The sequence below is a fragment of the Streptomyces sp. NPDC015130 genome (genome assembly GCF_043080005.1).
Taxonomy (GTDB): domain Bacteria; phylum Actinomycetota; class Actinomycetes; order Streptomycetales; family Streptomycetaceae; genus Streptomyces.
Map to the genome: position 1 here is coordinate 302,810 of NZ_JBIBVC010000004.1, position 13,203 is coordinate 316,012.

The following is a 13,203-nucleotide window of genomic DNA, read 5'->3' on the forward strand; positions in this document are numbered from 1 at the left end:
GGACGGCCGCACAGTGCAGCTCGACAACGGATCGCCGCCTCGCTGCTCAGCCACTCCTCCGGCCGAGGCCCCTCAAGGGCCGTACAACTCACACCCTCAGTCACCCCCGCCACACTCAAGCTGCAAAGGTGTCCTGATGCGCATCCGTCTCCTCAAGGGGCTCGCCCTGCTGTCCACCGGAGCCCTCGCGGGCGCGTTCGGCTACGGCGCGGCCAATCTCGTCCCCACGTTCGATGCCGTGCCGCTCCAGATGAGACTGTCCTTCCACACGCAGCTGATGGAGATGAACGGCATCACCATGCAGGGCGCCATGGGACTGTCCGCGCTCAGCGCCGCGACGCTCGCCGTGCTGACCCGCGGCTCCCAGAGGTGGCTGGCCGCCGGGGCGGGCCTGCTGACGCTGGCATCCTTCCTGATAACCCGGCTCGGCAACGTCCCCATCAACGGGCGGATCAAGCAGTGGGCCGCCACCTCGGCACCCCACGATCACGCCGAGATCCTGGATCGCTGGGAGGCTTTCAACTACGCCCGCACGGGCACCGCCTTCGCCGCCTTCGCGCTGCTGATCCTCCTGGCTCTGCATCACCGCAGCGCCCATCCTGAGCCGAACGCATCGGACTGACGGCAGCGAGGGCGACGAGGGCGAGATGGCCGTGAAGGGGCGGGGCTGGGTGACGTTGGTGTCGGATTCCTGCCGGACACGAGGCCTGCGTGGTTGGTTGGCTGAGCACATGATCACAGCGCACACGGACAAGGCCCAGTTCTTCCGGTCCCTCCACAGGACCGCCCGCCCCCTCGCGCTCGCCAACGCCTGGGACGTGGCGAGCGCCCGTCTCATCGAGGCCGCAGGGGCGCCCGCGATCGCCACCACCAGCGCCGGGGTCGCCTGGTCGCTCGGTCGTCCGGACGGGGAAATCCTCTCTCCCGACCGGGCGGTGGACCTGATCGCCCGCATCGTCGCTGCCGTCGACGTCCCGGTCACCGCGGACATCGAAGGCGGGTACGGTCAGGACACGGCAGGCGTCGCCAAGACCGTTGCTCGGGTGCTGGAAGCGGGCGTCGTGGGCATCAACATCGAGGACGGGGAACGCCCTTCGGCCGAACTGAGGGCGCGACTGGTGGCGGCCCGGGCCGAGGCGGAACGCGCGGGCGTGGCCCTGTTCCTCAACGCCCGTATCGACACCTACCTGTTCGGTCTCGGGGACCCCGCCACCCGACTGGAGGACACCCTGGAGCGGGCGCGTGGGTACGTGGACGCCGGCGCCGACGGCATCTTCGTCCCCGGCGTCGCCGACCCGGTCACCATCGGGGAACTGGCCTCGGGCGTCTCCGTTCCCCTGAACATCATGGCCGGCCCCGGAGCGCCGGGCGTCACCGAGCTGGGTGGCCTCGGCGTAGCCCGTGTCAGCCTCGGCTCGGGCGTCGCCCAGACCGCCTACGCCGCCACCCGCCACGCCGCGCAGCGGCTGTACGACGCCGGCGACTACCACCCGCTCGCCGACAGCATCCCCTTCCCGGAGCTCAACGGCCTCTTCCCGGGCCGGCGCTGACCACGCTGCACACGCGGATGGCGCCGACAGGTTCGTCCCAACTCTTCACGGTCGTTTCACCCGTACGGCACCCGCGACGAGACAACACCTGGCAGCGACTCCGCTCAGTGCTTGACCTCGACCTTGGTTGATGTACGAGAGTCGTGTCATCGACGGCGAGACGAGGAGATGGCGATGACGCAGCCCAAGATTCTGGTGACCGGCGCGACGGGCAAGGTCGGCGGCGCGGTGGTGACCCACTTACGTGCGACGGGTGTGCCCGTGCGGGCGCTGGTGCGAGGGGAGGTGGACTTTCCGGAGGGCGTGCACGCGGTGCGGGGTGATCTCGGTGATCCCGAGTCGCTGGACGCGGCTCTGGAGGGTGTGGACGCGGTCTTCCTGGTGTGGCCGTTCCTGAGCGCCGAGGGCGCTGCGGACGTGATCGACGTGATCGGGAAGCATGCTCGACGGGTGGTGTACCTGTCGTCCGCGGGGGTCGGGATCGAGGAGGAGGAGCCCGGTGAGGCGATCACCATGTTCCATACGGAGCTGGAGCGACTGATCGAGGCTTCGGGACTGGAGTGGACGGCGCTGCGTCCTACCGGGTTCGCGAGCAACACGTTGGGCTGGGCGGAGGAGGTCCGCGCCACCGGTGTGGTGCGGGCGCCGCTGGCGAGGCTGGCCCGCCCGCTGATCCATGAGGCGGACATCGCCGCGGTCGCCGTCGAGGCCCTGACGGCGGACGCCCTGCTCGGCGCCCGCCCTGTGATCACGGGCCCCGAACTGGTCACGCAGGAACGGCAGGTGGCCCTGATCGGCGAGGCGATCGGTCGGCGGGTGCGGTTCGAGGAGATCGGGCTGGAGGAGGCGGCTGAGCAGATGAAGGCCGCAGGCTACCCGGCGGATTTGGTGGAGGCCGTCCTGCCGGCCCAGGCGCAGATGCTCGACGATCCGGAGCCGGTCAACGATGAGGTGGAGCGCATCACGGGCACCCCGGCCCGGCCCTTCCAGGCGTGGGCGGTGGACCACGCGGCGGACTTCCGCTGAGGGCGCGGGACGCACCGCCTTGGGTCTCGCCGTCCTGGCCGGCACGTGGTGGAGCGGGGTCGCCGCCGCTCGTGTGGCGCACGAGCGGCGGCGACCGTGGGTGGTGTCAGAGGCGGTCGAGGAAGAGGCCGGCGTCGATGGTGTGGTCGACGGTGCCGGGTGCGCCGGTGGTCACGTCGGCAGTGGCGTACCGGCCCTTGTTGTCGGTGTCGGGGACCGCGTCGGAGTTGAGGTCCGCGGGTGCGCCGTTGGCCTGTACGGGCGACCAGACCAGGCCGCCGGCGGCGGGAGGTCGGCGGGGGTTGATGACGCTGGTGTCGGCGGTGGACTTGTCGAAGCGCACCTTGTACGTGGTGTTGGGGCGGACTCCGTGCTCGGGGCCGAAGTAGTAGGCGCCGTCGGCGCCGGTGCGGACGGTGGCCATCACACTGCCGTCCTCGGCCAGGAGCTCGACGGTGACGCCGGGGATGCCGGGTTCGCTGTCGTCGACGCTCTGGGCGCCGCCCTTGTTGCGGTCGTACCAGACGCGGCTGCCGATCTGGACGGCCGGTTCGTCGCAGAGGACTTCGAGGTCGCCGAGGCCGTTCGCCTTGCCGAAGCCGCCGTCGAGCGGGTCGTTGAGCTTCTGGAGGGTGAAGCCGTGCTCGCCGGGGTTGGCGCCTCGGCCGCCGTTCTGGCGGTCGAAGTAGGCGGTGCCGCCGGTGAAGAACTGGCTGGCCGGGTCCATGGCGGTGGAGGCGATCCGCTGCTCGCGCAGGTGGAGGCCGATGGCGCCCTGGGCGGTCTCCAGGTGGGCGTTGGGCACGAAGTCGCCGGGGTAGAACTCGACGACGTTGGCGGGCTGGCCGCCGTTCGGGCGGGTGGGGGCGTTGTTCGGACAGGCGCCCGTGCCCTCCCACTCGAAGGTGCCGTCGGACTTGCGGCAGGCGCGGTTGAGGTCGCCGCCGGAGTCGGTGACGCTGCTGTTGCTGTACGAGGGGTTGGGGTTGGGCATCTCGTGTCCGGTCATGTCCGCGAACCGGTCGCGGAAGCCGAGGACCATGTCGCCGTTGCTCTCGATGGCGATGTCACTGAGTTCGGGCTCGGGGTGGGCGACGAGCTGCTGGGGGAAGGTGGAGGCGCCGACGGTCCACGGGAACCAGCGGTTGAAGCCGGGGACGTTGACGTTGACCTCGCCGCGGGGGAAGGCCAGCGGCTGCTGGAGGATCGGCGTCTGCCCGAAGGTCGCGGTGACGGGGTTGTACGTCCAGACGACCGCCCTGAGGTCGGCGGCGGACTGGGAGGACTCCGCAGAGCAGACACCGCCGACGTAGACGACACCGTCGCGCACGCCGAGGCCGAAGGGCCGCCAGTCGCCGGCCGCCCGGCAGCCCGGGTTGGGGATGGCCACGGACGTGACCGGTGCGGTGGCGGTGGGCTGGGTGGCGTTGTAGGTGTAGAGCCTGCGGTCGTTGAGGTTGACGGCGAAGAGCTGGCGGTTGTTCTCGGAGATGTCGATGTCGCCGAGAGACTCCTTGCCGACCACGCCGACGAAGGGGCCGTCGAAGCGGACGGAGTCCTGGTGTGCGGTGGTGCCGGCGCTCGGGACGGTCGTGAAGAGGGTGGTCGCCCCGCCGTTCCGGGGGGTGACGTAGATGGCTCCCTGCCCGCCGGGGCCGTACACCGTGTGCCGCTTGGCGTGGGCGCCGGTGAAGATGCGGCGCTGCTGCTTGTGGTACGCGACGCCGTAGGTGTTGCCGGTGTCGTTACGGGTGGAAAGTGTCGCGGTGTTCCCGGTGTTGCTGTCGCCGCGCTCGCGGAACGGGAAGGTGACCGTGGTGCGTACGCCGCCGGACTTGGTGGCGGCGACCTGGCAGACGGTGCTCAGCCGGGCGTCGTCCTCGCACCAGTCCGCCGGGTTGCGCACGCCCATCGTCATCTCGGCGTCCCCGTCGATCACGTCGACGATGCTGGCGTTCGACGCGAGGCCGCCGGCGGCGCCGAAGGTGGGCTGGAGGAAGGAGCCGTTGGGCATCCTCATGCGTACGTAGTACTTGCCGCCGGTGAGGACGGTGTTGGGCGGGAAGACCGCGTATCCGTCGGAGCCGGTGACTCCGGTGACCACGTTGCCGTCGACGTCGGTCAGCTCGACGGTGATGCCGGCGGCCGGGGGCTCGGATGCGCCGTCGTGACGGCCGTTGGTGTTGGAGTCACGGATGACTTTGACGCGGACGGTGCCGTCGCTCGGGTCCGCTCCGGCCGCGGGATGCTGCAGGACGCCGGCGGTCAGGGCAAGGCCGGCGGCGACCGCCACCATGGCCTTCCTCAGGGCTTTCAAGGATCTCCTCCATGTCACGCAGGGTAGCGATGAACACGCTGCGTGACATGGTCTCGATTCGCTGATCGTTCCCGGAAGGCCTGGGGGAGGGGTTCGCACTATTGAGTGATGCGCCCCACGGGCGGATGGGACGTGCAGAACGGATTCAGCCCTGACCTGCCAAGAAGCCTGCGCCAAGGGGCCGTTTGGCGTCGAAGCCGGGCAGGACGAGGAAGGCCCCGGACGCCGTGGCGGTGACGAACCGCATCAGGTCGTCGCCGTCGTCCAGTCGCCGCTGGGTGGCGGTGAAGGTCCGCAGCCGCCGCTGGAAGCTCACGAACAACAGCCCCTGATCGTCAGGTCCGTTGTGGTAGCTGTAGCCCCGGCGCAGCATCCTCCCGCTGCCGGTGGCGTTCGGATTGGCCCGCCGGGCGTGCGCCATCACGGGCACCAGGTACCGGCCGCGCGCGGACTTCGCCGACAGGTCGAGGCGGTCGAGCGGGCCGCCGCCGCTCAGTGGCGCCCCGTCCGCCTTGCGCCGCCCGATCGCCTCCTCCTGTCGGGCATCGGGCTGAGCGAGGAACCCGGACACGTCGATGCGCAGCCGCCGTACGACGGCGACCGTGCAGCCCGCCAGTGGCCCGGGAAGCCACACTTCCTGCTCGACCTCGGCGGGCGTGCGGGGGTTCTCGATGCCGTCCGGGAATCCCAGCAGATTGCGGACCGCTCCGCCGCCCGGCGGCCGGAAGCCCGCCTGCGACCAGCGGCGGGACGCCCCCTCGGTCTCCAAGGCCGTGGCCAGGCGGGTGTCGGCGAGGACGGCCACGACGGGATCACTCGCACACGCCTGCACCAGCAGGTCGCCACCCCATGCAAGGGCCGTTCGCTCCTCGCGCGCGAAGGCCGGCAGCTCCAGCCCTCCCGGGACGCTGCGACGGGCCAGGGCGACCAGGCGTGGCCCGACTCCCACGGTCACGGTCAGGTCCCCGGCCTCCGTCCCGAAAGCGGTCCGCGCCTTCGCGGTCAGCTCCAGGACCACTCTCCCCAGCCGCGCGAGAACCGGCGCGGGACCGGTGTCCGGAGGGACGTCGTACACGGATGCCAGGGTGTGGGTCTGTGGCTGCGCCGGCCTGTCGACCCCTGCCTGACGCTGTCCCTCCGCGCCGCTCGTACCGCCGTCAGGTTCTTGGGCGGTGGCGCGCGACCCGGGGGAGGCGGGTGTGGGCGGGGCGGACCGGCAGGCGCTCAGCGCCGCCAGGGCGGGCAAGGCTCCCAGGAGGGAGCGGCGAACCACAGAACGGTTATCACTCTGCGTGGTCATGTGGGTACTCTACGCACGAATGATCGGCCGTCGGATCCCAGCGGTCGCCCACCCCTGCCTGCCCGGACGAGGACGTCACGTGTCCGCTCCCCCCTCCCGACTCCGCCTACTCGCCGCGCTGTTCATGTGCGCGACGGCGACCGCATGCACCTCGGGGCCCGTCGGCCCCGCCGACGACGCTCCGCGCGGCCCGGTCACGATCCGCGTGCCCGCCGAGGCACCGACCATCACCGCCGCACTGGAACGGGCCCGCCCGCACGATCTGGTGCTGATCTCACCCGGCCGGTACCGCGAGACCGTCCGCGTCCGCACCGACCGCGTCACCCTGCGCGGCACCGACCGCAACCGCGTGGTCATCGACGGCGAAGGCCGGCGCGGCAACGGCATCGTGGTCACCGCCCCCGGCGTCTCCGTCGAGAACCTCACCGTCCGCAGCCACCTCCAGAACGGCGTCCTCGTCACCGGCCTGAAGAGCGGCGACGAGGGCGTGGGCCGCGGCAGCGACGGCTACCACCGCCTCGACCCCACGACCGATCCGCCCCTCGACGGCTTCCGGGTCCGCTACGTCACCGCCGCGAACAACGGCCTCTACGGCATCTACGCCTTCAACGCCCGCCGCGGGACCATCGAGCACAACTACGCCTCCGGCAGCGCCGACTCCGGCATCTACGTCGGGCAGTGCAAGCCCTGCGAGATCCTCGTACGGGACAACCTCGCCGAGCGCAACGCCGTCGGATACGAGAACACCAACGCCAGCGGCCCTCTGTGGATCGTCGGCAACCGCTTCGCCGGGAACCGGGTCGGGATGACCGTGGGCTCCGACTACCTCGAAGCCCTCACGCCCCAGACCGGGGCCACCATCGCCGGCAACCTCGTCGCCGACAACACCGCACACGACACGCCCGAACAAGCCGACGGCGGCTTCGGCATCGGGATCGGCATCTCCGGAGGCCGGGACAACGCCGTTCTGCGCAACCGCGTCACCGGCCACCCCCGCGCCGCCCTGATCCTCTCCTCCTCCGAGGACATGCCCCCCGTCGGAAACCGGGTGAGCGGCAACCACTTCGCCACCAACGCCCTCGACGCCGCCTACCTCGCCTCGCCGCACGCCCCCGGCAGCGGCAACTGCCTCGACGGGCCGCTCGCCCGCACCCTCCCCGCCGACCTCGCGGACACGATGGCCTGCCCCGGCGACAGCGCCCCCACAACAGGCCCACGGACCGCACTGGACACCCCGGCCGCGCCCCTCGGCCTGCCCTTCCTCGACATCCCCCTTCCCCCGGACCAACCCCAACTCCCCCAGGCCACAACGGCCGGAGCCACGCCCGCCACCGCCGGGCCGGAGCCCATCGACCCGATGACCGTCCGCCTCCCCGACGCGACCCTGTTCGCCCGATACAGCAGGGACAGCCGATGAGCCGGATCCGCCGGGCGACAGCGGCCGTACTCACCTGCTGGCTCGCCCTCACCGCATGCTCCGGGCCCGCAGCGTCCGAAACGAAGAACAACGGCCCCCGGCCACTCACCGCCGACGAGGCCGACCGCGTGGCGCTCGCCCGCTTCACCACGTACCGGCGCGGCACCGGCAACGTCACCACGACCATCCCCTCGCAGGGCCGCACCATCACCCTCACCGGCCGCGTCGACTGGCGTCGCCACCTCGGCTACGCCGAAATCCGCAACGACGCCGAGCCGCCCGTCCGCGAACTCGTCCAGTGGACGATCACACACGTCACCACCCGCCCCCACTGGACCGGCGGACTCCCGAAACGGCCCCCGGCCACCGGCTGGGAGACACATCGGCTCACCCCCCACCGCTCACCCCTCGACACCGCCCTGATCCTGCTGCTGAACCTGGGCACCGACCGCCCGGACAACGCCCAGCTCCTTGCCCGCAGCAGCGCCCGCCTGGTCAGGCAGGACAGGATCGCCGGGACACCGGTCATCGTCGTCGCGGGCCCCGCCGCCCCCACCGCGGCATCCCAGGCTGCATCCGACCGGCCCGCACTCGGCAACACCCGGTACTGGATCGACCGCGACGGCCGCCTGCTCCGCTTCCAGGCACGCGCCGGCGGGGAGAGCGCCTGGATGACCGCCGACCTCTCCCGGACCGCAGCGGACCCCCTGCCTTCACCGCCACCCGCCGCAGCCACGCCCGCGCCGTCGAGCCGCTGACCCGGCCCGGTGGCGAGCGGACGCCGGGAAGCGGACCGCCGACGACGTCGTCGACGTGGTCCTGCTGTGGTGTCGGGAGAGCGACGGCGACCTGGTGGACGCGCTCACCGACGCGGTCGGCCCGCCGTCAGAGAGCGGGGTGGTCTGGGTACTCGCCCCTCCCGCTGCCGCTCGTTCGTGGCTGATACTTCCCGCATGGGGGAACGTGACACTGTCCCGGTGCGTCTGCGGGCCGCTCTGTGCGCAGGCGATCCGTGGACCGCGCTGTACGAGCTGAGCACCGACCGGCCCGGCGGTCTGGCCGAGGCCGTCGAGGAGCTGTACCGGTCGGACGAAGACCGGGCCGCCTTCCGTCCTTACCTTGCCGGGCTTCTGCGGGGGCTCGGCAAGGCCGGTGACGAGGTGCTGCTGCGGTTGCTCGCCGAGCCGTTGGTCGGCGCCGGTGACCGTCAGGACCTTCTGAGAGCTGCCGTGGCGCGCGGACTACGGCTGCCCCCGGAGCTGCTGCGCATGTACGGGGGGCAGCCCCCGGCATCCGGAGGGAGCGAGGGAAGCGTCGGCGGCCCGCCCGCTCCCGAACTCGTCGACGCCATGGGACTCTCAGGCGACCCGTCCTTCGCCCCGTACCTCGGCGCCCTCCTCGGACACCCCGCCGTACGAGGCCGCGCCGCTCTCGCGCTGGGGCGACTCGGCGCCCGCGAGTGGACGGGCCCGATCGCCGGCAGGCTGTCCGAGGTGACCGGGCTCGACCACACCGCGTTCGCCGTCGCCCTGGAGCTGATGGGCGATCCCGCCGCCGTACCGCATCTGCTTCGATGGCTGGCCGAGAGCGGCGAGGAGCGGGTGTACGACGTCCATGACGCGCTCGTACGCCTCACCGGACGCGACCCGCTGCTGCCCGAGGGGGCGAGCGGGGCGGCGTACGCGGCGGCCGTGCGCGCCTGCTGGGCCGACGGTCGCACCGATCGTGAGCCCGTGCGGGTACGGGATCTTGTCGTCGAGTCCGACACACGGGCCCGGTTCTCCGTGGACGGCGGCGCGGGCCGGATTCGGATCGCCTTCGATCCGCCGTTGCCCGGTTCCACCTGGCCGCGCTGGAACCGGTCCCTGACCTTCGACGGGAAGCCGCTGTACCGGCTCGGCTCGTTCTGCGACACGTGCGAGCTGGGACTGACGCTGCTGGACTGGCCTGAAGAGGAGGCGAGGAGGATCGCGGCACGCATGCGCGGGCGGCTGGCCGCTCTGGACCGGCTCGACGCCGGACTGCTCACCGAGTGGAGCCCTGTGCTCGGCGAACTGGAGACCGGTCACTACCGTGCTCTCCTGCTCGACCTCCCGCTGGAGCAAGTGTCCGAGCCCGCCCGGTCCTGGTGGTACCGCCGCACGGCGGCCCGGGTGGAGGAGGACGACGACTCCGCGTACGACGACCGGCCGGAGGACTACTGGCCCGGCGTCTCGCACTTCCAGCTCACCGCGCCGGTCCCGGGCGGCCGGGTCCCGTCCACCTACGGCGCCGTCCTGCCCTCGCAGCCGCCGGAAGCGCTCGACAAGGCGACCGTCGCCCGGCACGCGGCCGCCATAGCAGCGGGGGAGCGGCCCGCCGCCGTGGTCCTCGGCTGGATCGACGACCGGTACGTCGAGGCCCGGCACGAGGAGCGATGGCTGGTGGGTGCCGTACTGGACGGTCACCACCGGCTCGCCGCGTACGCGACCGCGGGCGTGCCCGCCCGGGTCCTCCTGCTCGCCCGCGAGGGTGAGGGCGGGGCCACCGACGGCGGCCTGGAGGGACTGGCGGAGTTGGCAGCGGCGTACGGTCGCCAGGACTGACCGCAGCGCCGCGGACGCGGTGCCGTGGTCAGGGGTGGGAGAGCGCTCGGGTGAGGCGGTCGGCCGCGTTGACGGCGGCCTGCGCGAGTCGGCTGCCGGGGTGTCGGGTGAGCCGTTGGACGGGGCCCGTGACGGTGATGGCGGCGACGACCCGGTGGGACGGGCCGCGGACCGGGGCCGAGACCGACGCCATCCCGGGTTCGCGTTCGCCGATCGACTGGGCCCATCCGCGGCGCCGTACGCCGCTGAGGGCGGTGGCCGTGAAACGTGCGCCTTGCAGCGCCTGGTAGAAGCGCTCGGGTTCCTCCCAGGCCAGCAGGACCTGGGCGGCGGAGCCGGCCTTCATGGGCAGTGCGGTTCCGACGGGCACGGTGTCACGCAGGCCGGCGGTCCGCTCGGCGGCGGCGACACAGATACGTGTCTCGCCCTGGCGCCGGAAGAGCTGTGCGCTCTCACCGGTGGAGTCCCGCAGGGAGGTGAGGACCGGGCCGGCCGCGGCCAGCAGGCTGTCCTCGCCCGCGGCGGCCGAGAGCTCGCCGAGCCGGGGGCCGAGGACGAAGCGGCCCTGCAGGTCCCTGCCGACCAGGCGGTGACGCTCGAGTGCGAGGGCAAGCCGGTGCGCCGTGGGCTGTGCCAGGCCGGTGGCGGCGACCAGTTCCGCGAGTGTGGCCGGGCCCGACGCCAGCGCGCCGAGGATGACTGCGGCCTTGTCGAGGACGCCAACACCACTAGAAATATCCGGAATGTCCATGAAAGGGGTGCTCCAGTCTCGGTCCGCGAGCGATGACTCGCGGCGATCTCGCTCAGAGTGAGGGCGGGACGGTCAGCGGGGAAGGGCCGAAACGGCCGGCCGGCATGCCGCGGCGATCACGAGATGGGTGTGCGGAAGGCCCGGGACGGACAGAGCCGGGGCGAAGGGCAGCGCAGAGAGCACCGTGTCTCCTCATCTTTTCCCACGCCACGTTGGCGCGGGCCGGAGTTGGCACTGACCCCGACGGCGCGGCGCGAACGATGAGCGCCGAGTCGACCGGGGAGTTGCCGGGGCTTCGTAGGGCCGGTCCCTCCACCCCTCTGGATGATTCGCGAGGAACCATACAAGACTCCCGGGGCTGCCCGCCAACACCTTCCCGCTCCGGGATGCGGCGGGCCGGGTTGAGTCGCGGCAACGTCAGGGGGGTCCGCTGCTCCGGCTACCGGTGTTCGGTGCCGTCTGTCCGCGCTTCACGAGGGGCTTCGGCAGGCGCGTTCCCCGCCCGCAGTTCCCGTCGCAGAGCGCGCGGCGCCGTGCGTTCCTCGGCGCGACGCCTCAGCCAGGCAGGCCGGCGCTTGCGCGTGATGACGAGGAGAAGGATCAGGAGCGGGACAGTGGGTGTCGAACTCCTCAACTTGCCTGCTCCTTGCGGGTGTTGAGGCGTGCCGATGGGGCGAGTCGGCCTGGGAGGGGGTGAGGGGGCGGATGCGGAACAGGCAGTGGATGTCCCACCAGTTCCGGGGCAGCGCCGCGGGTGTGACCTGGTGACTCATGCGAGTGCCGACCGAGGTGGAGCCGGTGACCACGACGACGTCGGCGGCCTCGCTGTGCACGTGGACCGCATGGGCCAGTCCGCCGTGGGGATGGTCGGGCACGTGGCGCAACGCGACCGCCTCGCAGCCGAGTTCGGCGACGAGGCCGGGAAGGAGGGCCCCAGCGCGTCCCTGACCCGTCCGGGCTCCGGGGCACCCGAGTGCTGGAGTTCGGCGCCGGTGACCAGTGCGGCGACGCGGGGCCGGGGGCGTACCAGCAACGAGTCATGACCCGCGGCGGCGGCCAGGCCCACGAGCGCCGGCCCGATGCGTGTCCCGGCCGGAGCCAGACGGTCGCCGGCTGCCGCGTCCTCGCCGGTACGGCGGATGTGACGGGCTCCCGGCGGCGCGGCGCCGAACACGTGACCGTCGGTGCCCGTCACGACTTCGAGCGGGACGACCGCGTCCGCGCCGACCGGGACGACAGAGCCCGTGGCGATACGGACGCACTCACCGGGGCCGAGGACCCCCTGCCACGCCGTGCCCGCCCGCGCCGTTCCACAAACGGTCCAGGGCGGAGCGCCTGACACGGCGTACCCGTCCATGGCGGAGGTATCGAAGGCAGGATGCGGGCCGAGCGCCAGGACGTCGTCGGCGAGCGTCCGTCCGGTGGCGTCACGCAGAGGTGTACGGCGAGGGGGGACGGGGTGCGCGGCGTGGTGGGCGCGCACGCGGGCCTCGTGCCAAGGAACCGCTCGCTGAGGCGTCGGTGCGTCCGCGGAGGACGGTTCGGTAGCTGCGGAGGCGGGCGGGGGAGGCATGGTCTCCACACTCTGCCACCGGTGTGTCGGGTTGCGGCCGAACTCGTGTCCCCGCCGCGCCGACCGGCTCACCACCGGTGCGCACCGACCGTGAGCCGCGACTGCCTCACCCCGGCGAGGGCCGCACCCCCGTCCGGGAGCACTGCCCTCACCGCGAGTGCGTCGATCAGGCGGCGGAGAGGGAGATCTCCGTGGACTTGATCAGCGCGACGACGGAGGAGCCGGCGGCCAGGCCGAGGTCCTCGACTGCGTCCCTGGTGATCGCGGCGGTCAGCTCGCCGCCCTCGACGGAGACCTTCACGGACCCCATGGCACCGCCGGTCGCGACCTCGGTGACGGAGCCCGGAAGCTGATTGCGGATGGACAGTCCCTCGACCGGACCGGTCGCCAGGGCGACCTCGGTGGACTTCACGAGAGCCTTGACCGCGGACCCCTCGGCGAGGCCCAGCTCCTTGACGGCGTCGGCGGTGATGGCGGCGGGGACGGTGCCGGGGAGCTGGTGACGAATGGACAGGGTCATGGAACACGCCTCACAAAGCCGGAAAGGGAAGCATGCGTGGCGACCCGCGTCGCATCCGCCAGCCGAACGGACGCATGGGAATTGCTCGTTCAAAAGGCGGGCGAAGAAAACGACTCTGTGGGTCAGCACTCACCTGACCGGCGGATACGTCCTCGGGACAAGCC

Annotated in this window: 10 protein-coding genes, 3 pseudogenes and 1 riboswitch; of the genes and pseudogenes, 7 read left to right on the forward strand and 6 right to left on the reverse strand. The window is 72.1% G+C overall.

Annotated features, from left to right (window positions below; all coding sequences use genetic code 11):
* Positions 1-136: 136 nt before the first annotated feature.
* The 3 genes from ACF08F_RS09990 (at position 137) to ACF08F_RS10000 (ending at position 2,576) form a co-directional block, all read left to right on the forward strand.
* Positions 137-622, forward strand: coding sequence for an anthrone oxygenase family protein (locus tag ACF08F_RS09990; RefSeq protein ID WP_392298029.1), 486 nt, complete (start codon positions 137-139; stop codon positions 620-622).
* 109 nt (positions 623-731) lie between these two features.
* Positions 732-1,550, forward strand: coding sequence for an isocitrate lyase/phosphoenolpyruvate mutase family protein (locus ACF08F_RS09995; RefSeq protein ID WP_392298030.1), 819 nt, complete (start codon positions 732-734; stop codon positions 1,548-1,550).
* Positions 1,551-1,724: 174 nt separating this feature from the next.
* Positions 1,725-2,576: an SDR family oxidoreductase gene (locus ACF08F_RS10000; protein WP_392298031.1), complete on the forward strand. Its 852-nt coding sequence runs from the start codon at positions 1,725-1,727 to the stop codon at positions 2,574-2,576.
* Between the two features lie 106 nt (positions 2,577-2,682).
* Here ACF08F_RS10000 and ACF08F_RS10005 read toward each other — a convergent pair whose 3' ends face one another.
* Entirely contained in the window at positions 2,683-4,893 is a 2,211-nt protein-coding gene (locus ACF08F_RS10005; RefSeq protein ID WP_392298032.1) for an SdrD B-like domain-containing protein, read from the reverse strand.
* 145 nt (positions 4,894-5,038) lie between these two features.
* Entirely contained in the window at positions 5,039-6,193 is a 1,155-nt protein-coding gene (locus tag ACF08F_RS10010) for a Dyp-type peroxidase (protein WP_392298033.1), read from the reverse strand.
* A 79-nt stretch (positions 6,194-6,272) separates the two neighbouring features.
* On the opposite strand from ACF08F_RS10010, the gene ACF08F_RS10015 reads away from it, so the two are divergent.
* From ACF08F_RS10015 to ACF08F_RS10030, 4 genes and pseudogenes are all read left to right on the forward strand, one after another.
* Positions 6,273-7,610, forward strand: coding sequence for a nitrous oxide reductase family maturation protein NosD (locus ACF08F_RS10015; protein ID WP_392298034.1), 1,338 nt, complete (start codon positions 6,273-6,275; stop codon positions 7,608-7,610).
* Positions 7,607-8,368 carry a hypothetical protein gene (locus ACF08F_RS10020; protein WP_392298035.1) on the forward strand — a complete coding sequence of 254 codons (762 nt, stop codon included), beginning with the start codon at positions 7,607-7,609 and terminating at the stop codon, positions 8,366-8,368. The genes ACF08F_RS10015 and ACF08F_RS10020 overlap by 4 nt, the downstream gene beginning before the upstream one ends.
* A 46-nt stretch (positions 8,369-8,414) precedes the next feature.
* Positions 8,415-8,645, forward strand: a pseudogene (locus ACF08F_RS10025) (DUF3052 family protein); the annotation flags it as partial.
* Positions 8,564-10,195 (forward strand): HEAT repeat domain-containing protein, encoded by a 1,632-nt coding sequence (locus ACF08F_RS10030; RefSeq protein ID WP_392298036.1) that lies wholly within the window; start codon positions 8,564-8,566, stop codon positions 10,193-10,195. The pseudogene ACF08F_RS10025 and the gene ACF08F_RS10030, both read left to right, overlap by 82 nt.
* Before the next feature lie 28 nt (positions 10,196-10,223).
* Here ACF08F_RS10030 and ACF08F_RS10035 read toward each other — a convergent pair whose 3' ends face one another.
* From ACF08F_RS10035 to ACF08F_RS10050, 4 genes and pseudogenes are all read right to left on the reverse strand, one after another.
* Positions 10,224-10,946 (reverse strand): IclR family transcriptional regulator, encoded by a 723-nt coding sequence (locus ACF08F_RS10035; protein ID WP_392298037.1) that lies wholly within the window; start codon positions 10,944-10,946, stop codon positions 10,224-10,226.
* A gap of 189 nt (positions 10,947-11,135) precedes the next feature.
* Positions 11,136-11,277: riboswitch (SAM riboswitch) on the reverse strand.
* A 139-nt stretch (positions 11,278-11,416) separates the two neighbouring features.
* Positions 11,417-11,872 (reverse strand): annotated as a pseudogene (locus ACF08F_RS10040) (hypothetical protein); the annotation flags it as partial.
* A 128-nt stretch (positions 11,873-12,000) separates the two neighbouring features.
* Positions 12,001-12,519: pseudogene (locus ACF08F_RS10045) on the reverse strand (molybdopterin molybdenumtransferase MoeA); the annotation flags it as partial.
* A gap of 166 nt (positions 12,520-12,685) precedes the next feature.
* On the reverse strand, positions 12,686-13,039 hold the full coding sequence (locus ACF08F_RS10050) for a molybdopterin-binding protein (protein WP_392298038.1): 354 nt from the start codon (positions 13,037-13,039) through the stop codon (positions 12,686-12,688).
* Positions 13,040-13,203 lie beyond the last annotated feature (164 nt).